Consider the following 22,520-nt stretch of genomic DNA (forward strand, 5'->3'; position numbering starts at 1 on the left):
TAAGATAACGGATGGTTTCTTTCGACCGATTTACACTGGCCAATGGCCTGCGCGTATTGGTGCATCAGGATAATGCTACGCCCATGGCAGTGGTTAACATACTATACGACGTGGGTGCGCGGGATGAGAACCCCGACCGGACCGGCTTCGCGCACCTGTTTGAGCACCTGATGTTTGGCGGCTCCATCAATATACCCAACTTCGACGGCCCATCGCAAGCTGCTGGGGCACAGAACAACGCGTTCACCACCAACGACATCACCAACTATTACATCACGTTGCCGGCGGCTAATCTCGAGACCGCATTTTGGCTGGAAAGTGACCGGATGTTGGGCTTAGCTTTCAGTGAGAAGAGCCTCGACGTACAGCGTAATGTGGTGTGCGAGGAGTTCAAGCAACGTTACCTCAACCAACCCTATGGCGATGTGTGGCTACGGCTACGGCCCATGGCCTACCAGGTACACCCATACCGCTGGGCTACCATCGGTAAAGAACTCGCCCATATCGAGCATGCGGAAATGGACGATGTAAAAAACTTCTTTGCTACCTACTACACGCCGTCAAATGCTTGTTTGGTGGTGGCGGGAAATGTTGAAACAGCTGAGGTAAAAGAGCTTGCCGAAAAATGGTTCGGCCCGATCCCTTCTGCGAAGAAGCACCGCCGCTGCCTGCCGCAGGAGCCTGAACAGCAAGCGGCCCGCCGCGAAACCGTACGCGCTGACGTGCCGCAGCATGCTATTTACATCGCTTTCCACGGCTCGGCGCGGCACGATGACGGGTATTATGTGGTCGATCTGATCACCGACCTTCTTTCGCAGGGACCATCATCCAGGCTGTACCGCCGCTTGGTAAAAGAAAAGGAACTGTTCAGCGAGATCAACGCTTACCAAACAGGAAGTATAGATCGCGGTCTATTGGTGGTAGAAGGGAAGCCATTGCCGAATGTATCCATGGAAGTGGCCGAGGAGGCTATCTGGCAGGAGCTGGCATTGCTTTGCACCGACCCGATAGCGCCTTATGAACTGGAAACGGTGAAAAATAAGATGGAGTCGACCATGGTCTTTGCAGAAATGGCCATCTTGGAAAAAGCCATGAACCTGGCTTATTTTGAACTGCTGGGCGATGCCAACTGGTTTAATGACGAAACGGCGCGCTACCTGGCGGTAACGGAAACAGACATCCAGCGGCAAGCCCAGCAACTGTTTAGGAAGGAAAATTCATCTACCTTGATTTATTTAGCCGATAACCATGCTCAATAGAACGAACGCGCCCGCGCATTTTGCCACCACCGGGTTTGATTTGATCAGGCCCCAACAGCTCACGTTTCCGAATGGACTGAAGGTTTTTATTTTCGATTCCGGCGAACAGGAGCTGGTACGGGTTGAGTGGATTTTTGATAACATTTTTACGGGCGAAAACCAAACGTTGTTGAACAACTGTGTCTGCGATATGTTGTTGGAAGGTACTTCTACCCACAGCAGTGCCCAACTTGCTGAGCAAGTGGATTTCCATGGTGCGTTCCTGATGCCTTCGTTTGGTTTCGATCAGTCTGCATTGACGCTATTTTCACTCAATAGGCACCTTCCTAAACTACTGCCCCTGGTGAAGGAAGTCCTCACGGATTCGATCTTCCCTGAAAAGGAATTGGCTACCTTTATACGTAACGCCGTACAGAAGCTACAGGTATCCCTGAAGAAGAACAGTTTCGTGGCGCGCAGGGAGTTTCACCGTGCGGTATTCGGTGCCACCCGGTATGGGTATGCGCCGAGCGCCAAGGATTACGAGGGCATTGACCGCAGCAGGCTGCTGGATGTGTTTGGCCGGCAGTACCGGCCGGAGAACGGCACATTGGTGGTGGCCGGGAAAGTAACGGACGAGGTGGTGCGCATGCTGGAACAGTTGTTTGGCGGGCAGTGGCAGCAAACGGGCGAAAGCCCCATGGCTGTGGATGTGATACCCACGATGCCGCCCGTTTCGGCAACGGAACCTATTTTCGTAGAGTGGGCGGATGCGCTCCAATCTGCGATCCGGCTTGGCGGTCCGGGTATTAGACGATCCCACCGAGACTACCCCGGCTTGCACGTGGTCAATACGTTGCTAGGTGGTTATTTCGGCTCCCGGCTGATGGCCAATATCCGTGAAGATAAGGGATATACCTACAATATAGGCTCAGGTTTGGCGTCGCTCAGGTACGGAGCCTTTTTTACCATCGCTTCGGAGGTAGGCGTGGAGGCGACGGAAGCGACGCTGGTGGAGATTCAAAAGGAAATACAACGATTGCGTGATGAGCCGGTGCCGGAAGCCGAATTGACGCTGGTGCGCAATTATCTGATGGGCTCCATGCTCGGCAGCCTGGAAAATGTGTTTTCACACGCAGACAAATTCAAAAACGCTCTTTTTTCGGGACTGGATCTGGATTATTACGATTATTATACGGATGTGGTCAATGCCATTACGCCAGCGGAAGTACAGCGACTGGCGAATGCCTACTTGGATTATAACGGGATGGTGAAGGTGATTGTTGGGAAAATGGCTGACAGAATTAACCATTAAGAATTGCTCTTAAGCACCTCAAACAACGCTTTCCCTTTCAATAAGCACTCGTTGTACTCCTTCTCGGGGTCTGCATTGTCGGTGATGGCTCCACCTGTATGGAACGATAGATAACCGTTTTCGGCGTTGTATAACAAGGTACGGATAACCACACTGAAATCGTAGTTGCCCTGCGGGCTGAAGTAGCCCAATGCGCCCGAATATACGCCCCGGCGGCTGTTTTCATACCGATCGATCAGTTTCATCGCGCTGATTTTGGGAGCGCCGGTCATCGATCCCGGCGGGAACGTATGCTGAAGTGTTTCCAAGATACCCACGCCGTCGCGTATCTGGCAGGTGACGGTGGAAATCAACTGGTGGACTTGCTTGAAGCTATGGACTTGCAGTAAGTGGGAGGCCTTTACCGTGCCGGGCGTAGCGCTCCGCGTCAGGTCGTTGCGTACCAAATCGACGATCATTATATTTTCGCTGATTTCTTTGGGGTTGGCAGCTAGCATGGCTTTTATCCGCTCATCCTCGGTGGCGTCCTTTCCCCGTGGCGCCGTTCCCTTTATCGGTTGGGAGAGCAAGGTGTTGCCGTTCTTTGACAAAAAGCGCTCTGGTGAAGCGGATAGGATATAGTGGTGCCCGAATTTGAAAAAGCACGAAAAGGGGGTGGGCGAAACCTCATTGAGCCGGCGGTACGTAGCGAGCGGGTTGAGTTTCGCTTTTTCTGCATAAAACTCTTGGCAGAGGTTTACCTCGTACGCGTCGCCCTGGCGGATGTGGCGCTGTAAGTCGGCAAACGCAGCAAAATACGCCGTTTTGTTCATCCGGTATTTCAACCGCCCCTCAAACCCGGGTGGTTCTTCTACCAGTTGGGTTTGATGGATTTGTTTGACAATACGTTGGGGGTCGTTCCCCTTGATCTCTGCATTGAACTGACCGATAAGCAGCGTGTACTCAGGTACAAAGAAACAGGCATCCGGAAAGCCTGTACGGTTAGGGTGCTGGGAGTGGAGGTCTTCTAATTCATTCTTTAAGTCGTATCCTAAGTAGCCGGGTACCCATGTATTTGGGTAGCCATCGAGGAATTGCTGCAATGAACGGAACGTTTCTTTGCCGCCATCTGATACAAAAGATGCGACGGCACCCACGGCGATAAACACATTGATGTTACCATAGTTATCGCGGTAGCCGTTGGAATCGAGGTAGCAAACGTGGTCAAACCGCGCCGCCCATTGCAGCGCTTTTTGTATGAAAACCTCACTATCGTCCAGGTGGCACGCTAACGATACCATGGTGCTGCTAACTCAACACCAGTGTCTGCATACGATCGGGGCCTACCGAGAGGTACCGGATCGGTATACCGAGGTGACGCTCCAAATAGGCGATGTAATCTTGGAGCGTTTGCGGAATTTGGCCGGGCTCGGTAATATGGCATAGATTTTCATGCCAGCCGGGCAGCGTTTCATATACCGGTTCGGGTGGAACGCTGATGATATCGTAGGGCATGTAATCTATTTTTTCGCCATTTTGGAGGTAATGGGTGCACACTTGGATGGTGTCGAATCCGCTCAACACATCGGCTTTGGTCATCACCAACTCGGTGACACCATTGAGCATTACCGCATATTTGAGCGCGGGTAGGTCAATCCACCCGGTGCGTCGCGCGCGTCCGGTGGTGGCTCCAAACTCATGGCCTAATTGTCGTAGTTTTTCACCGGTTTCATTCGCTAGTTCCGTTGGGAAGGGGCCGCCGCCCACGCGGGTACAGTATGCTTTGAAGATACCGATGACCCGCCCGATTTTGGCTGGTGAAACGCCAAGCCCGGTGCAAGCACCGGCCGTGGTTGTATTGGACGAGGTGACAAAGGGGTAGGAACCGAAATCGATATCCAGTAAGGTGCCTTGTGCACCTTCTGCAAGGATGCTTTTTCCATCGCGCAGGTACTGATTCACTAAGTGTTCGCTATCAACATGCGGAATGGTCTTGAGGAACTCAATGGCTGCGAGAAAAGCCTGTTCACGTTCACTGAAATCAGGGATTTCTCCGTAATGGGATAGAATGGATTTGTGCTTCTCGACCAACCGTTGATAGCGCTCCATGAAGTCGGGTAGGGTGGTGTCGCCAACGCGTAAGCCGTTCCGTCCGGTTTTATCCATGTAAGTCGGGCCGATCCCTTTCAGCGTGGAACCGATTTTACCGGCGCCCATTTTGCTTTCCGAAGCTGCATCTAGCAATTGGTGGGTGGGCAGGATAAGGTGGGCTTTGCGGGCGATGACCAGTTTACCATCCGCTACCGGATCGAAGCCATTTTTCTTAAGGGTATCCAGTTCCCTCTTCAGCGTTATCGGATCGATAACCACACCGTTGCCGATGAGGTTGAGGGTGCCTTTGTTAAAAATGCCCGAGGGGATCGTGTTCAATACATACTTTTGGCCATCGAACTCCAGCGTATGCCCGGCATTGGGCCCCCCTTGGAAGCGGGCGATCATCTCGTAGTTCGGACACAGTACATCCACAATCTTGCCTTTCCCCTCGTCGCCCCATTGCAGGCCCAGAAGCACATCAACTTGCATAGTTTATCAGCGTTGAAAAATTAAAAACATTATCGAATGAATCGGCAGGCACTCCATACGCTGCGATGCGGTTGGAAAGCATACCAAATTTGAGGCAAATCTAACATTATTTTGAAATTCTAGCCCCCTAAAATCGAAAAGGTAAGCACCGTGCGTCAATTCGCCTGGTTAGGGGGTGTGATAGCACCACACCCAGCAGTTAATGGATGGCTACCAATTCGTTTTTGGCTGCGGAGGATGCTGATGGTTCGGTTCCCTTCTTTTCCGAGCAATCGCTGCAGACCCCATATAAATTCAGCGAATGGTGCTTGATTTCGAACTTCAGGAGTCCGCCCACCATACTTTGTATCTGGTGGATGCGCGGATCGCAGAACTCCACAACCTTACCGCACTCGATACAGATAATATGGTCGTGTTGTTTGTAACCATATGATTTCTCAAACTGGGCCATGTTTTTGCCGAATTGGTGTTTGGTCACCAGATCGCAGGAAACCAGCAGCTCGAGCGTATTGTATACGGTAGCCCGGCTTACGCGGTATTTTTTGTTTTTCATGTGGATATAAAGCGATTCCACATCAAAATGGTCATTCCTGGAGTAAATCTCCTCCAGAATGGCGTAGCGCTCGGGGGTCTTGCGTAGACTCTTGTTTTCCAGGTACGCTTCGAAAATTTTTTTTACCGTTTGGTAGTTTTCCGTTTGAGTCATCATCCGAAAGTTAATTCTACAAATTTAGCTAAAGTTGCCTTCATATGCAAGTTTACATCCACGGCATATAAAGCAAGTTTATTCGCAGCAATCTGCTTTCATCGGTGCTCATGATTGCTTTGCAGTTAGCGACCTCTCATCTGCCGCTGGCGAAAAAGTTATTACAGATGAAATTTACGCAATATCGCCTTGATATACAAACATCCTGCTCAGCATCAATTGTTGGAGTCGAAGCGGGTAATGCCGGTGATTCCTTTGATTTGTTTGAGGTGTTTGATGAGGTTTTCGAGGTGGGCGGTGTCATTGACGAATATCATAATAGACCCTTCGAAAATACCATCGTTGCTCGAAATGGTGATGGAGCGGATATTCACCTTAAAATCGTCCGAAATCACTTTCGTGATTTTATTGACGAGACCCACATCATCTATACCGACAATACGCAGGCCGGTAAGGAAGGCAAGTTCTTTTTGCGACGTCCACTTGGCCTTGACGATGCGATACCCGTAATTGGCCATCAGTTTGGCTGCGTTGGGGCAGTTGGTGCGGTGTATTTTGATGCCATCATTGACGGTGATGAAGCCAAATACATCGTCGCCCGGTATCGGGTTGCAACAGGGAGACAAGGTGTAGTCGATTTTCTGCAGGTCGTCTCCGATCAACAGGGTTTCGTAATCTTTTTTGTTGATTTTATCAACCAACCCACTGATGTGCGAACTGAATTGTTGTCCGTTTTGATGCTCGGCCGACTTCTCGTTGAGGGCAAATTCCTTGAGATTTTTGATGTCGATATCGCCTTTTGCGACATTGTAGAACAAATCCTGTGAGGAAGGGAACTTGAAAAATACCGTCAGTTTATTGATGTTTTCCGTATTGTAGGTGATTTTCAATGATTTCAGCTTCCGTTCGAGGATTTCTTTTCCATCTTCGGCTACCCGTCTTTTCTCTTCCTTCAGGGCGGATTTGATTTTAGACTTGGCCTTGGCGGTAACCACGAAGTTGAGCCAGTCTTCTTTGGGCGTCTGTTTGCTTGAGGTGATGATTTCCACTTGGTCTCCATTTTGCAGGTGATGGCTCAGTGGCACCAATTTATGGTTCACTTTGGCGCCGATACAGCTGGCGCCAAGGTCGGAGTGTATTTCAAATGCGAAATCGAGTGCCGTGGCATTGTGTGGAAGTTGGATAAGCGCACCCTTAGGGGTGAAGATGAAAATCTCATCCGAGAAAAGATTCATCTTGAAATCGTCGAGGAAATCCATTGCATTGGGTTCCGGATTGCTAAGGATTTCCCGCACTTTCTGTATCCATTGATCCAGCCCGCTGTCCGAATTGGATTCCTTGTATTTCCAGTGCGCGGCAAATCCTTTTTCGGCGATTTCATTCATCCGGATAGTCCGTATCTGCACTTCTACCCATTGGCCTTTGGGGCCCATCACCGTGGTGTGCAACGACTCGTAGCCATTGGCTTTCGGTGAGGATACCCAATCACGCAGGCGGTCGGGGTTGGGGCGATATAGGTCCGTCACAATGGAATAGGCTTTCCAACAATCCGCTTTCTCGTTTTCCTGCTCGGAATCAATGATGATGCGGATGGCGAACAAATCGTACACCTCTTCGAAGGGGATCGATTTTTTGCGCATTTTATTCCATATCGAATAGATGGATTTCGGCCTGCCGAAGACGGCTGCATTGACGCCCTGTTCTTTGAGTATTTCGTTGATAGGATCTACAAAGTTATGGATAAAGCGTTCGCGCTCGGCCTTTTTTTCGTTTAGCTTTTTGGCGATGAATTTATACGTATCTGGGTCGGTATACTTCATGGAAAGGTCTTCCAACTCAGACTTGATCGCATACAAGCCCAGTCGGTGGGCTAGTGGTGCATACAGGTAGGACGTCTCGGATGCAATCTTCAATTGCTTGTCGCGCGGCATGAAATCCATGGTACGCATATTATGCAGCCTGTCGGCCAGCTTGATGAGGATGACACGGACATCATCCGCCAAAGTCAACAGCATCTTGCGGAAGTTTTCGGCTTGCATGGAGCTGTTGGGGTCAAATATGCCCGAAATCTTGGTCAGACCGTCGATGATCCGCGTGACCTTCTTGCCAAAGGCACGTTCGATATCTTCCAACGTGATGTCGGTATCTTCTACCACATCATGGAGCAATGCGCACACAATGGAGGTTGTGCCCAATCCGATCTCTTCTGCCGCGATTTGAGCCACGGCAATGGGGTGGTATATATAAGGTTCGCCCGATTTGCGGCGCATATCCTTGTGGCTCTCCAGCGCCATGTCAAACGCCTTGCGTATCATCTGTTTGTCGCCGCGCTGCAGCGTTGGCTTGCAGGCGCGCAACAGCGCACGGTACCGTTTGCGTATTTCTTTGCTCTCTGCTTCTAAGTCAATCACCAACTCTTTCATACATATCGCCTTGTCTCTATTTCCATTGTAATCGTTGTCGCCTTTTTTGTGCCACACGAATATAATTGCATATCAACGCAACTTTATCTAAGTTTGTATATCCGTATGATGGTATCGGTGAGCCGCGGGCGGCCCACCTGATCAACCATATAAATGTACGGATAATTATTGGATATTGCATAATATGGCTCACTTCCGACTGATGCTTTTTATAGGTGCTGTATTGCTGGCGGGGGGGGCGTATGGACAAGATACGCTTTCGAACCGACCCGATAGCCAGCGGCCGCAGCGACGCATGGTGGCCACGACGCTGGTGGAAGGCGAGCGGTTGCCGTGGATGTTGGTTCCGGAGGTAACCGTTACCCGTACCCGGGTGTTCAAGAGCCCGGAAGACAAAGCACGCTACCTCCGGTTGCGTTACAACGTCATTAAGGTATTGCCATATGCCAAATATGCACAAGAAAAGTACCAGCAACTCTACCGGGACCTAGCAGTGACGGGCAATCGGCGTGAGCAAAAACAGCTGGTGAAAGCGTGCGAAAAGGAAATCAAGGATATGTTCAACCGTGAGGTGAAGAAGTTGACCATTTCGCAGGGTGAAATACTGATTAAGTTGATTGACCGCCAAACGGGCAATTCAAGTTATGAAGTAGTAAAGGATTTGCGGGGTGGGGTTACGGCATTTTTCTACCAATCGATTGCCCGGGTGTTTGGCCATAACCTCAAAAACACCTACAGTGCCGAAGACGACTTCGAAATAGAAAATATTATACGCAGCTTGGAGCGCCGCCCGGGTTACGGGTATTTTTAATATATATGAACAACAATAAACTGGATATACTGGTCATCGCTGTGCATCCGGACGATGCCGAATTGGGCTGTGGGGGCACCATTATTAAGCACGTGCAACTGGGGAAGAAGGTAGGTGTTGTCGACCTCACCCGTGGCGAGCTTGGCACACGCGGAACGGCCGAATCGCGTGATGAGGAGGCCCGCAGGGCTACCGAAATAATGGGATTGTATGTGCGGGAAAACCTAGGTATGCGTGATGGCTTTTTCCGCAACGATGAGACCCACCAACTGGAAGTTATCCGCTCTATTCGGAAATACCGTCCGGAAATCATCATTTCCAATGCACTGGTAGATCGCCATCCCGATCATGGCAGGGCAGGTGATTTGGTCAACGATTCGGTTTTTCTCGCGGGGTTGCGGAAAATAGAAACCCGTGCCGATGGTGGGATGCCTCAAATGCCCCACCGCCCGCGGTTGGTGTTGCAGTTGATCCAGGACTATTACATCAAGCCGGACATTGTATTGGATGTGACAGACCATTGGTCGGATAAAATCCGGGCGATCAAGGCGTACAGCTCGCAGTTCCATAGTGATGCATACCGATCGGACGAACCAGAGACTTACATCTCAAAACCTGACTTTTTGGAATACATCGAAGGGCGGGCGAGGGAATACGGCAAGTATATCGGGGCAACGTATGCCGAAGGGTTTACTTGCCGGCGGTTGCTGGGGGTCGACGATCTGTTTGTGTTGAAATAACGGCTAGCCCGCTATACCGCGAAACTTTCTCCGCAGGCGCAGGTGCGCGATGCGTTGGGATTATGGAACTCAAAGCCTTTGCCATTAAGGCCGTCCGAATAGTCTAATTCGGTGCCCGCCAAATACAGGTAGGATTTGATGTCGAGGCATATCTTGATGCCGTTGTCTTCAAACACTTGGTCCCCCTTTTTTTCTTCGTTGTCGAAGTTGAGGCGATAGCTGAGCCCGGAACAACCACCGCTTTCAACGGCAACCCGGATGAAATAGGTTTCGTCATAGTTCTCCTTGGCCCAAATGTCGAGGATACGTTGCTTTGCTTTTTCTGTTACCGTTACCATACCTTACTTAATTAAGTACATGGCGGACCCCGCGATGCGGCGGTCCGGCCCTTCCACCCGGGGCGTTTGCAAAGGCACTCATCCCGGCGGATATGCAAATATCGGAATATTTGTGGAATGCCCGCGCCCATTAGGTTTGCTCCGTGTCATATTCTGTAAATGCGCGAATATAAATTAACCTTTAGATTAAAAATTTCCTCGATTAGTTTAGTACTTTTGCGCCATGACCACTGAACATCCTAAAAACGGCCGGGAAGTCGCGCGGCGATGGCTGAGTTTCTTGATCGGTGGTCAACAATTGCCGTTAGAGACCCGACTGTTGAATTCGGTTTGTTTGATTGCCATCTTTATCATGGTTTTCAATATCCCCTTCAATTATTTTTTAGGGTTGGAAACGACGTCCGTTATATTCGTCGTCTTCACCGGTTTGATAGGTGTTGCTTATTACCTGGGGCGTTTTCGGCAGCGCTTGGTCCCCGGGGTGATTATGGCATCTAGCGCAGGTATTCTCCTGTTTTCAGTTAATTATTTCTTCAGTGCCGGGGTGCGTGGTGCTTCGTTGCTGTCGTTCTTGCTGTCGTTCATCCTCATCATCATCATGTCTCCCAAAAGACTGTATGGACTGTGGCTGGTACTTTTTTTGTTGGTGGGCATCGGCTTATTGTTGGTGGAGTACCATTATCCGCAAACCATCATGGTCACCTACGCCGATAGCGAGGCCCAGTTTGTCGATATGGGCGTGGCGTATGCCACCGGTATTTTTGTCTGTTTTTTCGGCCTGGCATATTTGAAGGAAGCCTATAACCGGGAACGGCGTTCGGCCGAACGGAAGTCGATCGAATTGGCGAAGATGAATGACGAAAAATTAAAGCTGTTTTCGATTATCTCCCATGATTTACAAGCTCCCCTGTCATCGTTGCACAGCTATGTGCGGTTGGTCGCCAGCGACCGCCTCACGCCCGACGAGCGTAAGCAGGTCGAAAGCGGGTTGGCAAATGCGCTCCACGGTTCACAGGAAATGCTCTCCAATATGTTGGTATGGTCGCAAAGCCAGTTGAGCGGATTTCGGTTGGCCTTGGTGCGAAATAATATCCAACAGGTGCTGAAGCCGGTCATTGACGTGCAAAAGATTTACGCCCATCAGAAAGATATTTCGCTGGAAGCGGATATTGATGATTCGTTGCACGCCTTGGTAGACCGTGATATGCTACAGCTGATTGTCCGCAATCTTGTGGCCAATGCCATTAAATTCACGCTGCCGGCCGGTCGTATCCGCGTGACGGGAATGCGGGTAGGCGAGGAATGCGAGCTCGTGGTGGCAGATAATGGCATCGGTATTGACGAGGAACAGCAGGCGGAACTGTTTTCGCTGAAAACCCGGTCGACCTACGGTACCAATAACGAACGTGGGATTGGCTTGGGATTATTCCTGTGCAATGAGTATGCCCATGCATTTAAAGGCACGTTGACATTTGAGAGCGAGAAAGGAAAGGGCACCACTTTCCGCCTCAGGTTGCCGGTTGCGGACTGATACCGCCTATAGCGATTTTATTTCTCCATAAAAGTTGGTACGCCAATTTATGTGTTATTAGCTCTGTGTGTTTTACTATCACATAAGCAGATTTTGCCTAAGTTTGTGGATGCTCGACTCGCCCCGTCTCCATGTTTTTGTTTTTGCCGATACCACGTTGGACCAGCTGACTGAAGTGGCGGTTGCGTTAGCCAGTGCAGACCAGGCTCCGATCGAAGCACGGATGGTACTGGCTGTCCGGCCCCTAGAGCTTTCGGTCAATAGCGGGGTGTTTGACTGCCTTGCGGTGGACGGTGAGCGAAAGCGGGTTGCGGTGGTTCAGGAGGACGGCGGCCTAACCATTTCGAGTGATGCACCTGTTGAAGGGACTACACTTACAACGCTCGAATCTACTGTACTGACGGCAATCATGCGACGTGATGAACTGGGTGTGTTTTATCGGCCGGCGTTGCGCTACCAGCGGATGAAACAAGCAGCCGCTGCCTATGGGCTGGAACATGAAGCCGACCTCGAACGCTATTTCCTGCCAGTGCTTGTTGAAGGTCGGTTGGTTGTGCAGCCTCGTTTGCCTGGATTGCTATCGCTCCATTCGGTAAAGCAACGGAGCTGGGAGGACCCTGCCGAAAAACTACACCGGCAGCAGGAAACGTTGCACCCATCATCAGAGCGAATAGTAGTGATCAGCAGGCACAAATATTACCGGCATATCCGGGTGGATGTGATGCAGGCGGGACGTACGAAAACGGGAAAAGTAAAACCGCCGTTTACCCGCTTGCAACCACTTGACTTGGTCTCGGTGGCCGAGGACGTAGCGGAGGCTAAATTTTATGCAGCGATAGCGTCGATCCAGCAAATTAACGAGGGCGAACGCGAAGCGTCGGATTTGGCGGCATTGCGTACCATTTTGAAGCATGGACACAAATACCCCTTTTATTGCCACGAAGATCAATTGGGCGAAACGTTGTCGTCCAAAACATTGGTGGCGGTGGACGTATCCGTTGTGCCGCGCATGGTAAGTTTGTCCGTCCGGGCTTCGGGCCCTTTTTATGCCATCACAGGCATTGTTACCCTAGACGGCTGTGTGTACCCGTTGCATGAGCTACCGCTTTATTTCGGATACTTCTTGCGTGTGAAAGACACGTTGTACCTGTTGGATAACACGCCTTTGTTAGGTATAGTGACGTTATTGAAAGAGCAGGAAGGGCGGTTGCTCATCCACGCAAGCAAATACAAGGAGTTCCGGCGCGAACTACTGGATAAGTTGTCGGCCACGATCCGGATCGAATATGCCGACGTGAAGCCCGGTACGCCACGGCAGCTTGCCGAAGGGGGCTTTTCTGATTTGCCGGCGCGGCTGCTTTATTTATCGGACTTCGGCAATCACGTGATGATCATTCCGGTTGTCCGGTATGGAGAGGCCGAGGTAGCAATCCGTACCGAAAGGCAACTAACGGCCATCGACGGGAAGGGCAGAGACTTCAGTGTACCCAGGGATGCCGATTTCGAGCTGGCGTTTATTTCGTTACTCATCAAACAACACCGGTACCTGCCCGAGCAACTGGACAATCAACTGTATTATTTTTACTTGCATAAGAAGCATTTTCTCGATGAGACATGGTTTTTGCCCGCATTTGATGTGTGGCGCGAAGAAGGCATTGAAGTATACGGATTTAATGAGCTTACGGATAACAAGCTGAGTCCGTACAGGATTTCGATCGATATAAAGGTGATAAGCGGAATCAACTGGTTTAATGCGATCTACGATGTCCGTTTCGGTAAAAAGAAGGCCTCCTTGAAGAAAATCCAAGCAGCGTTGCGCAATAAGCGCAAGTACGTGGCTCTAGGCGATGGTACGATGGGTATCCTTCCGCAGGAATGGATCGATAAATTTTCGACTTACTTTAATGCGGGGGAAGTGGTAGACGATGATACCGTCCGGTTTGCTAAAGCCAATTTCGAAAAGGTGGCGGCGCTGTACGACCGGGCGGCGCTGGATGCATCCGTTGATGCCGAAATCGAAGAGCTCCGCAAACGGGTGGCAGGTTTCGATGCCATGCCCGAGGTACCGGCACCGCAGGGAATCACCGTGGCGCTTCGCCCTTACCAGCAGCAGGGACTCAATTGGCTCCACTTTCTGGATACCTTCCGGTTCGGAGGGATATTGGCCGATGAAATGGGTCTGGGAAAAACCGTGCAAATCATCGCGTTTATGCTGTCTCAACGCGAAGGTGGGCGGTTGGGTACCGATCTGGTGGTGGCGCCCGCCACACTGATCTTCAATTGGGAGCGGGAGCTGAATACCTTGGCGCCGTCTTTGCGGGTACTGACGAGGTATGGTTCGAACCGGGTGAAAGACACGGCGTCCTTGGATCGTTACGATGTGGTGCTGACGTCTTACACCACCTTGCTATCCGATATAGGTTTCCTTAAAGGCTTTTCGTTCAATTACGTGTACCTGGACGAATCCCAAAACATCAAGAACCCGGAGTCGCAGCGATATAAAGCCGTGCGATTGCTGCACGCCCGCAATCGCATTGCCATCAGCGGGACACCTTTTGAAAATAGCTCATTTGATTTATATGGGCAGTTGTCATTCGCTTGTCCCGGTTTGCTGGGCGATAAACGGTATTTCCGGGACGTATATGCCAAGCCTATTGACAAGTTTAAAAACCAGCCGCGGAGGAAGGAATTGCGCCAGAAGATACAACCGTTTATACTTCGGCGTACCAAGCAGCAAGTAGCGGCGGAATTGCCCGGAAAAGTATGCCAAGTACTATACAGTGATATGGGCGACGAACAGCGCAAGATATACCATGCCTATGAGAAGGAGTTCCGCGACTTCGTATGCGCGCTTTCGGGCGATGAATTGGATAAAAGTCCGATGCATGTGCTGCGCGGGCTTACCCGCCTGCGGCAAATATGCAATTCGCCCGCGTTGCTACCGGATGGCATGTTGAATACGGCCGTTTCTGCTAAAATCGAGCTATTGAAGGAACAGGTGACTGATAAGGCCCCGCATCATAAAATGGTTATATTCTCTCAATTTGTGACGATGTTGCAGCTGGTGGGGGAGATGTTGACGGAAATCGGGGTGTCTTATGTAAGTCTTACCGGTGGTACGCGGCAACGTGGGGAGGTGGTACGCAAATTTCAAGAAGACCCCGAAGTGCGGGTTTTCCTGGTTAGTCTCAAGGCCGGGGGCACCGGATTGAACCTTACTGCGGCCGAAGTGGTGTACCTAGTGGACCCCTGGTGGAACCCGGCCGTGGAAGACCAAGCGATCGATCGCGTGCACAGGATCGGCCAAGAGAAAAGCGTAATGGCCTATCGGTTGGTTACGCCCAATACCGTCGAAGAAAAGGTGTTGGCATTGCAGGCAACCAAAAACATACTGGCCGACGGCCTGCTTAGCGAGGGTTCCTCGTTTTTCCGGACGTTGGACCGTGAAAGGCTATTGACCCTCTTGTAGTTAGCTGGTCAGGGCCGCATTTGCCAATCTACCGGCTGAATGTTAATTCGTTCTGGAAGACCTTGGCATACTTGCGCTTATCGAGTTTATATAGCCGGGCGGCACGGTAGGAGACGCCGCGTTGAAATTCAGACAACTCCTTTAGGATGTCATAATTCAGCATTTTTTTGCGGAAATTACGTTTGTCCAGCTTCCGGCCCCAAATGGCTTCGTAGAGTTGCTGCAATTGCGTGAGTGTGAATTTCTCTGGCAACAGCTCAAAGGCGATCGGGCTGTAGCTGATTTTCCGGCGTACCTTCTGGATACTCTTGTCGATGATGTGCCGATGGTCGAAACCGAGCTCGGGTAGGTTATTCAACGGGTGCCACACCGCTTGGCGGGCGTAGTCCGTTATCGGCTCCGGCTGGCTTTTCAGGTCGTCTAGCCGAAGTAGGGCATAGTACGCAACGGTGATGATACGCCCCTGCGGATGGCGTTTCAGGTCGCCGAAGGTGTACAATTGTTCCATGTAAATTCCCCGCAGGCCCGTATGTTCATAAAGGATCCGCTTCACGGCATCATCGATGTTTTCGTTGTGTTGTACGAAAAAACCAGGCAGGGCCCACCAGCCCTTAAATGGGTATTCATTACGTTCAATCAGCAAAACTTTCAACTCTCCCTCGTGGAAGCCGAAGATAACGCAGTCAGTGGTAAATGTCGATTGTAAATGTGGTAAATTTGATTGCAAAGCCGCTCGTGTTTTGTTTATGAATTGATTTTAATTAGCTAAGTTTCCTCTTTTTTAAATTCGATTTTTCACTTACGTTTTTTCCAACCGCGTTCAAGAGGTCTCCGCCATCATGCATGCATTACGAAGTATAAACTTATGGATGTTTCCTTGTATATGCCGTGCAATTTTATTGCATATAAAAGCAAATTTATCTAAGTTTGTTCACTTTAGACCTTTCAAGTAAAAAAAAATAATTCTTGAAAAATTTAATAGTGTAACAAATACACACTATATTCGTGCTGCTAATTTACAAAAGATTATTAGAAAAGTGCAAAGCATAATGAACCCGACATGAATAAAATAATCATTAAGCACACAGGGCAATGATTATTTTATTCATCGAAGGCTCCATCTGACAATTGAAATGAAAAGTAAACAGATGAAAGTAGGGGTTTTTACCTCAGGTGGTGATGCCCCGGGGATGAACGCCTGTATCCGGGCGGCTGTCCGGACCGCATTGCACGCCGGTAAGTCGGTAGTGGGCATCTATCAAGGTTATCAAGGCATGATAGATGCCAACTTCCAAGAGATGACCAGCCGTTCTGTGAGTAATATCATCCAGCTTGGCGGCACGATTCTCAAGACGGCAAGGTGCGCGGCGTTCCGTACCACCGAAGGTAGGCAACTGGCGTATGACCATATTAAGGCGGCGGGTATTGATGCGCTTATAGCCATTGGAGGGGATGGGACGTTTACAGGTGCGGAAGTTTTTTCCCGTGAATTTGATATCCCCGTGGTATGCATACCGGGCACGATAGACAACGACCTATATGGGTCTGATTTCACGTTGGGCTATGATACGGCCACGAATACGGTTATCGAGGCAATCGATAAGATACGCGACACCGCGGCCTCGCATGATCGATTGTTCTTTGTGGAGGTAATGGGTCGCGACTCGGGCTGCATTGCGTTGAATGCCGGCATAGCCGGCGGAGCGGAAGCAATTTTATTGCCCGAGAAGGCAACGGGTATTGAGACGCTGTGCAATCAACTCGAAGTTGCCGCAAAGAGCAAGAAATCGTCAACCATTGTTATCGTTGCCGAAGGAGAGGAAAATGGGGGGGCATACAATGTGGCGAAGGAAGTGAAGCAACGATTCGATTTTTACGACACAAAGGTAACTATCTTGGGCCACCTCCAACGGGGTGGTTCGCCCAGCAGTTTCGATAGGGTGTTGGCGAGCCGTTTGGGGTATGCCGCCGTACAACAACTGCTTGCCGGTGAAACGCGGATAATGGTTGGCCTGCGCGGCAACGAAATAAAAACGACCCCCCTTGATGAAGTGCTCAACAAGAAGGCGTTCAAATTGAGCAAGGATATGTTGGAAATGATGGAAGTGTTATCGATATGATTGCGGTTGTGTTCAGCGGCTCGAGGTTTTCCGATTGGCGATTGGCCGAGCGCGGGAAGATTGTGACCGGTTTCCGGATGATGGGGATTAACCCATACCTACACGAGGAACGGTTTGTTCTCCAACTGCTGAATAAGAACAACAACCTTATCAATTATGCTGAAAAGATCAGGCGGATCTATTTTTTCGGTGCCGGTTCTTCCTCTCCCGAACGGAAAGATAAGATTGCTTCGGTTTTCAAACAGTTCTTCAAGAACGCGAAAGTGGCGGTTGACCACGATGTGAAGGCGTCGGCCATTGCTACATTCGGCGACGGTAAAGGGCTCATCGGTATTTTGGGGAGCGGATCGAACGCAGCTTATTTCAACGGTAAACGGACTGCCGACAATAATTTTGGCTTGGGATACATCCTGGCCGACGAAGGGTCTGCTAATTGGATAGGCCGTATGCTATTGAAAGGTTTTCTCAACGAGGCCATGCCGGAAGATTTAGTGGAAAAATTCGTGGCGCGGTATCCGATAGATCGTAAGATCATTATGGATAAAGTTTATAACCAAGCGAACCCGACATTGTTCCTGACGTCGTTTGCTGATTTTGTAATGGAAAACCACAAGCATCGATTTGTAAAGAAGACCATCTATCATGGATTGAAATTGTATGTCGAGACGTACCTCTTGCCGCTTACCAAACAATACCCCGGTGTGACCGTTAACTTTACCGGAAGTGTAGCTGCGGGGTACGAGGAATGGTTGCGGGAGGTAGCCGGCAAGTACGGCATCACGATCGGTACGGTCATCAAAGAACCGATACATAATTTGTTGAAATACTATTTAAATAAAAATTAATACAAAAATGAAAATTGGAATCAATGGATTCGGCCGGATCGGCCGTTTAGCATTCAGGGCAGCGGTGAATCGCCCGGGTATCGAAATTGTTGGGATAAACGACCTCGTCGAACCGGATTACTTGGCTTACATGCTGAAATACGACTCTACCCACGGAAGGTTTGACGGTACGGTCGAAGTCAAAGATGGTCATCTCGTTGTAAACGGCAAAACGATCCGTGTTACGGCAGAGCGGGACCCAGCTAACCTGAAATGGGGCGACGTGGGTGCTGAAGTGATCATCGAATCGACGGGTTTCTTCCTCACGCAAGAAACCGCACAAAAGCACATCGATGCCGGTGCGAAGAAAGTGGTCATGTCTGCTCCGGCAAAAGACGATACCCCTACATTTGTAATTGGTGTAAACCATAAGGAGCTGAAAGCGGACCAGACCATCGTGTCCAACGCTTCCTGCACAACCAACTGTTTGGCACCGCTCGCCAAAGTACTCAACGACAATTTCGGCATTGTTGAAGGATTGATGAGCACCATCCATGCCGTTACTGCTACGCAAAAAACGGTTGACGGGCCATCGGTGAAAGATTGGCGCGGCGGTCGCGGTGCTTACCAGAACATCATTCCGTCTTCTACGGGTGCTGCCAAAGCGGTTGGGTTGGTATTGCCCGAGTTGAAAGGAAAGCTTACCGGGATGTCATTCCGCGTACCCGTGGCTGACGTGTCGGTGGTAGACCTCACTGCCCGGTTGGAAAAGCCAGCTACCTACGAGCAGATCAAGCAAGCGTTTAAAGCGGCGTCCGAGGGCGAACTGAAAGGTATCCTCGGCTATACCGAAGATGCGGTGGTATCGGAAGATTTCCGCGGTGATGCGCGTACGTCGATCTTTGATGCAGAAGCAGGTATCTCCCTCAACGATAACTTCGTGAAAGTGGTGTCGTGGTATGACAATGAATGGGGCTACTCGAACAAATTGGTTGACTTGGTAGAACTTGTCGGCAAGGCGTAAGCGAATAAGTAACGTTAACCGAAGAGCCCGTTTCGTTTAAAACGAGACGGGCTCTTCTATCTTTTCCTTACATCAAAAAGCCACCGCCAAGCAGATCGTCCCCTTCATAGAATACAGCCGATTGGCCCGGGGCGATCCCTTTGACTGCATGGTGGAAATCCACTTTCATGTTGCCGTCTTGCTGTACGATGGTACTGGTCATGCCGGCATCTTTGTACCGTATCTTAGTCACCGCCTCCAACGGCTGCTCAATGGTAGCGTATTTGACAAGGTTCACGTTTTTTACCAATGCTTCGCGCCGTTGTAGCTCGTGCTCGTCGCCCAGCACCACGGTATTGCTCTCGGGTAGTATTTCGGTAACGAATATAGGGCGTCCTAAGGCGATTCCCAGCCCTTTCCGCTGGCCAACGGTGTAGTAGGGGTAGCCTTGGTGCCGACCCACTACGGTACCATCCGTAAGTACGAAGTTTCCAGGGCCGATTCGGTCGTCGATATCTTCCACCCGGTGGCGCAAAAATGCACGATAGTCGTTGTCGGGAACAAAGCAAATCTCGTAGCTTTCAGACTTGTTGGCCAGTTCCAGCTGACCCATTTCTGCTGCCATTTGCCTGATTTCCGCTTTGGTATACGATCCCAGTGGGAATTGGGTGCGGGCAAGGTTTTCCTGTGAGACCCCCCAAAGTACGTACGACTGGTCTTTGTGGGCGTCCTTGCCTTTGGAAATCACGTAACGTCCATTCTCCTGCAAGCGGATATTGGCATAATGGCCCGTGGCAATGAATTCGCAGTCCAACTTATTGGCACGCTTCAGCAGCGCTTCCCATTTGATGTGGGTGTTGCAGAGCACGCATGGGTTGGGTGTTCGGCCGGCTAGGTATTCATCCACGAAATTATCGATGACCGAGTCGCCAAATTCGCCGCGGATATCCAGTATGTAATGGGGAAAGCCAAACGAGACGGCCAGCGCACGGGCATCGTTGATGCTATCGAGGCTGCAGCACCCGGTTTCTTTGGCTGAGCTGCCCGACGAGGCGTAATCCCACGTTTTCATGGTTAGCCCAATCACTTCATACCCCTGTTCGTGGAGCATCACAGCCGCCACAGAACTGTCTACCCCGCCGCTCATGGCCACTAATACCCGTCCTCTTTTGCTCATTTGCTTGGATTAAAAATGCAAAGGTACAGCTAATTTTTATTTCGCTATGTTTCCACCCTGTCATTTTATCGCTAACGCAATCAGCCGCTTGCCGTAGGGCATTGAATAATTTTCAAAAAAAGTTTTCTTAAACGAAAAAAGGCGCTACATTTGCATTCCCAAAACGGCGGTAATCGCTGTAAAAAGGGTACCATAGCTCAGTTGGTAGAGCAAAGGACTGAAAATCCTTGTGTCGCTGGTTCGAATCCAGCTGGTACCACTCAGGAAGGGACATTCTAAGAAGGGTGTCCCTTCTTTTTTGTCGTAACCATGGCGTAAACTTTTCCAACAAAGATACGGTTCACCCCATATTCAAAGAACCATTTTCGAAGAATGTTCCACATTCTTGGTGTGATAATGGTGTTTTTACGTAATGCTCGGATGTTCATGTCTTCTTTTTTTCCGTCAAAGAAAGCCGCCTGCGGCCGTTGGGCGAAATTTATTCGTTGAACAGGCCGTTCACTTCGACAAACACGGCGATTGGCTGTGCTGCGGTAGTGAACTAAAACGTAACTTCGTCACCATGAGCGCGAAACTACATCAGCTGTTCGGGGTCTTCGTGGCTTTCGCCATACTGAGCTACCTGATGTCCAGGATGCCGCAACTGGCAAGGAGGGATTTCCAGATACAGTGAATCCACGTGAACAGGCATCGATAAAAGCCGATTAGAAAAGCCAGCGGAAGAGCAAGAAGCCGTGATCGGATACGATTTCTTTCCGATAAATGGCTGCCTTCGTTTTTCAACGGATGTCGCGGCGCCTCTTTTGATTACACACCCCTCATGCTCAATCGTTACCGGAAATACAGCATTGCCTGTATGGCGGGTATCTTGGCCGATGTGAGCCATAATTGCTATAAAATGGAGGAAAAATTTGCGCAAGCAAATACTTGCTCTTATATTTGCAAGTATATACTTGTGTATTATGGAAGCCCGAAGAGATGTTTTCCAGGCCATAGCCGACCCTACACGCAGGGCAATCATCGGTATGATCGCCAAGGAGCCGACGAATGTGAATACCATCGCCGAACAGTTCGACGTCAGCCGCCAGGCAATCTCGCTGCACCTGAAAATACTTGCCGAATGCGGCCTGCTGTCCATGAGGCAACAGGGACGCGAGCGCATCTGCGAGGCCAGGCTGGAAAAGCTTGGTGAGGTAAACGAATGGATTACCCAATATAAGAAATTCTGGACACAGAAACTGGATGCCTTGGAAAGTTACCTGAACAATTTTACCGACAACACGGCAGACAAAAAACATATCCAATCATGAAGAATCCACTGGGAAAAATAACAACGGAAGATGACGGCTATAAAGTCGTTTTCGAACGGGTGCTGCCCCATTCCATCGAAAAGGTCTGGAATGCCATCACGAGTCCAGAAGAACTGAAATTCTGGTTTACCGACATCGAAATGGATTTCCGGCCAGGAGGCACCATTACGTTCCAGTTCAGGGATAAGGACAAAACCAAATCCTACGGTGAGGTCGTCGCCATCGAGCCACCCAACCGGTTTGCGTGGACGTGGGAGCACGAATTGGCCGTTTGGGAGCTGACAGCCTTGGATGAACAGACCACGCGGCTGGTTTTCACCTACAGCAAGCTGACGGATGATTACGCCATCAATGCGCCGGCGGGTTTCCACGATATGCTTGACCTATTGGTCGAACGGCTTGCCGGCAGCGAAAATATATCCCCCTTCGGGGCGGAAGATGACGGACCGGAACAGCTCCGGACTCCGGTACACTATGCGGCGGCCGTTTACGAAACCTATCCTACACTCGTCAAAAGCGCTCCGGTTGTGGTCGAGAAAACCCTGGATTCACCCATTGGGCGGGTGTGGCGAGCCATCGCCAATAAGGAACAATTGAAGCAATGGTACTTCGATCTGGATGATTTCAAACCCGAGGTCGGTTTCCGTTTTTCGTTCGCCGGCCAGGGGCATAAAGGCGCGCAGTACATCCACCGATGCATCGTCACCGAGGTTATTCCACAGCAGAAGCTGCAATACAGCTGGCAATACGAGGGCCATCCCGGTTATTCATTGGTCACATTCACGCTTGCCGAAATGGGCATGCAAACGAAGCTGATACTCACCCATCATGGGTTGGAAACCTTCCCGCAGGACACCCCGGATTTCGCCTGGAAGAGCTTCAACGGCGGGTGGGGCGAAATCATCGGAAAGATGCTGCCGGAGTTTTTGGACAACGAAATGTTGGATAAATAA

General features: G+C 50.2%; 18 protein-coding genes and 1 tRNA gene. 12 read left to right on the top strand and 7 right to left on the bottom strand.

Annotation, left to right across the window (positions count from 1 at the left end; translation table 11 throughout):
- Nucleotides 1-11: 11 nt before the first annotated feature.
- On the top strand, nt 12-1,259 hold the full coding sequence (locus ACEVG1_RS06130) for a M16 family metallopeptidase (RefSeq protein WP_374742701.1): 1,248 nt from the start codon (nt 12-14) through the stop codon (nt 1,257-1,259).
- A complete protein-coding gene (locus ACEVG1_RS06135; RefSeq protein ID WP_374742702.1) occupies nt 1,249-2,553 on the top strand; it encodes a M16 family metallopeptidase in 1,305 nt (434 codons plus the stop codon). Before ACEVG1_RS06130 ends, ACEVG1_RS06135 begins: the two co-directional genes overlap by 11 nt.
- Here the strand turns inward: ACEVG1_RS06135 and ACEVG1_RS06140 are convergent.
- The 4 genes from ACEVG1_RS06140 to ACEVG1_RS06155 all read right to left on the bottom strand — a co-directional run bounded on the left by ACEVG1_RS06140 (nt 2,550) and on the right by ACEVG1_RS06155 (nt 8,244).
- Nucleotides 2,550-3,833: an anthranilate synthase component I family protein gene (locus ACEVG1_RS06140; protein ID WP_374742703.1), complete on the bottom strand. Its 1,284-nt coding sequence runs from the start codon at nt 3,831-3,833 to the stop codon at nt 2,550-2,552. The two genes, ACEVG1_RS06135 and ACEVG1_RS06140, sit on opposite strands and share 4 nt — an antisense overlap.
- Nucleotides 3,834-3,840: 7 nt before the next feature.
- Nucleotides 3,841-5,115: an adenylosuccinate synthase gene (locus tag ACEVG1_RS06145; RefSeq protein ID WP_374742704.1), complete on the bottom strand. Its 1,275-nt coding sequence runs from the start codon at nt 5,113-5,115 to the stop codon at nt 3,841-3,843.
- A 199-nt stretch (nt 5,116-5,314) separates the two neighbouring features.
- Entirely contained in the window at nt 5,315-5,821 is a 507-nt protein-coding gene (locus ACEVG1_RS06150) for a Fur family transcriptional regulator (protein WP_374742943.1), read from the bottom strand.
- Between the two features lie 215 nt (nt 5,822-6,036).
- On the bottom strand, nt 6,037-8,244 hold the full coding sequence (locus tag ACEVG1_RS06155) for a bifunctional (p)ppGpp synthetase/guanosine-3',5'-bis(diphosphate) 3'-pyrophosphohydrolase (protein WP_374742944.1): 2,208 nt from the start codon (nt 8,242-8,244) through the stop codon (nt 6,037-6,039).
- 202 nt (nt 8,245-8,446) lie between these two features.
- Between ACEVG1_RS06155 and ACEVG1_RS06160 the strand changes: the two genes are divergently transcribed.
- Nucleotides 8,447-9,055, top strand: a complete 609-nt coding sequence (locus tag ACEVG1_RS06160; RefSeq protein WP_374742705.1) for a DUF4294 domain-containing protein — start codon at nt 8,447-8,449, stop codon at nt 9,053-9,055.
- 5 nt (nt 9,056-9,060) lie between these two features.
- Complete coding sequence (gene bshB1, locus ACEVG1_RS06165) at nt 9,061-9,795, top strand: bacillithiol biosynthesis deacetylase BshB1 (RefSeq protein WP_374742706.1); 735 nt, start codon at nt 9,061-9,063, stop codon at nt 9,793-9,795.
- Between the two features lie 11 nt (nt 9,796-9,806).
- On the opposite strand, the gene ACEVG1_RS06170 is transcribed toward bshB1, so the two are convergent.
- The gene (locus ACEVG1_RS06170) at nt 9,807-10,133 is read right to left on the bottom strand and encodes a HesB/IscA family protein (protein WP_374742707.1); all 327 of its coding nucleotides are present in this window, start codon (nt 10,131-10,133) and stop codon (nt 9,807-9,809) included.
- A gap of 223 nt (nt 10,134-10,356) precedes the next feature.
- Here ACEVG1_RS06170 and ACEVG1_RS06175 point away from each other — a divergent pair, with 223 nt between their 5' ends.
- Nucleotides 10,357-11,664, top strand: a complete 1,308-nt coding sequence (locus ACEVG1_RS06175; RefSeq protein WP_374742708.1) for a sensor histidine kinase — start codon at nt 10,357-10,359, stop codon at nt 11,662-11,664.
- A gap of 109 nt (nt 11,665-11,773) precedes the next feature.
- Nucleotides 11,774-15,133 (top strand): SNF2-related protein, encoded by a 3,360-nt coding sequence (locus tag ACEVG1_RS06180; RefSeq protein ID WP_374742709.1) that lies wholly within the window; start codon nt 11,774-11,776, stop codon nt 15,131-15,133.
- Nucleotides 15,134-15,161: 28 nt separating this feature from the next.
- Here ACEVG1_RS06180 and ACEVG1_RS06185 read toward each other — a convergent pair whose 3' ends face one another.
- A complete protein-coding gene (locus tag ACEVG1_RS06185) occupies nt 15,162-15,860 on the bottom strand; it encodes an NUDIX domain-containing protein (protein ID WP_374742710.1) in 699 nt (232 codons plus the stop codon).
- A 406-nt stretch (nt 15,861-16,266) separates the two neighbouring features.
- Here ACEVG1_RS06185 and pfkA point away from each other — a divergent pair, with 406 nt between their 5' ends.
- The 3 genes from pfkA to gap are packed head-to-tail and all read left to right on the top strand — an operon-like array spanning nt 16,267 to nt 19,101.
- Nucleotides 16,267-17,253 (top strand): 6-phosphofructokinase, encoded by a 987-nt coding sequence (pfkA, locus tag ACEVG1_RS06190; RefSeq protein WP_374742711.1) that lies wholly within the window; start codon nt 16,267-16,269, stop codon nt 17,251-17,253.
- Nucleotides 17,250-18,098, top strand: a complete 849-nt coding sequence (locus ACEVG1_RS06195; protein ID WP_374742712.1) for a hypothetical protein — start codon at nt 17,250-17,252, stop codon at nt 18,096-18,098. The genes pfkA and ACEVG1_RS06195 overlap by 4 nt, the downstream gene beginning before the upstream one ends.
- 7 nt (nt 18,099-18,105) lie before the next feature.
- Nucleotides 18,106-19,101, top strand: coding sequence for a type I glyceraldehyde-3-phosphate dehydrogenase (gap, locus tag ACEVG1_RS06200; RefSeq protein ID WP_374742713.1), 996 nt, complete (start codon nt 18,106-18,108; stop codon nt 19,099-19,101).
- A 67-nt stretch (nt 19,102-19,168) separates the two neighbouring features.
- On the opposite strand, the gene mnmA is transcribed toward gap, so the two are convergent.
- A complete protein-coding gene (mnmA, locus tag ACEVG1_RS06205) occupies nt 19,169-20,257 on the bottom strand; it encodes a tRNA 2-thiouridine(34) synthase MnmA (protein ID WP_374742714.1) in 1,089 nt (362 codons plus the stop codon).
- 186 nt (nt 20,258-20,443) lie between these two features.
- Here mnmA and ACEVG1_RS06210 point away from each other — a divergent pair.
- From ACEVG1_RS06210 to ACEVG1_RS06220, 3 genes are all read left to right on the top strand, one after another.
- Nucleotides 20,444-20,516, top strand: a tRNA-Phe gene (locus ACEVG1_RS06210).
- Between the two features lie 703 nt (nt 20,517-21,219).
- The gene (locus ACEVG1_RS06215; RefSeq protein ID WP_374742715.1) at nt 21,220-21,567 is read left to right on the top strand and encodes an ArsR/SmtB family transcription factor; all 348 of its coding nucleotides are present in this window, start codon (nt 21,220-21,222) and stop codon (nt 21,565-21,567) included.
- Nucleotides 21,564-22,520 carry an SRPBCC domain-containing protein gene (locus ACEVG1_RS06220; protein WP_374742716.1) on the top strand — a complete coding sequence of 319 codons (957 nt, stop codon included), beginning with the start codon at nt 21,564-21,566 and terminating at the stop codon, nt 22,518-22,520. The genes ACEVG1_RS06215 and ACEVG1_RS06220 overlap by 4 nt, the downstream gene beginning before the upstream one ends.

It is taken from the genome of Parapedobacter sp. 2B3 (assembly GCF_041925275.1).
In the GTDB taxonomy this organism is placed as follows: domain Bacteria; phylum Bacteroidota; class Bacteroidia; order Sphingobacteriales; family Sphingobacteriaceae; genus Parapedobacter; species Parapedobacter pyrenivorans_A.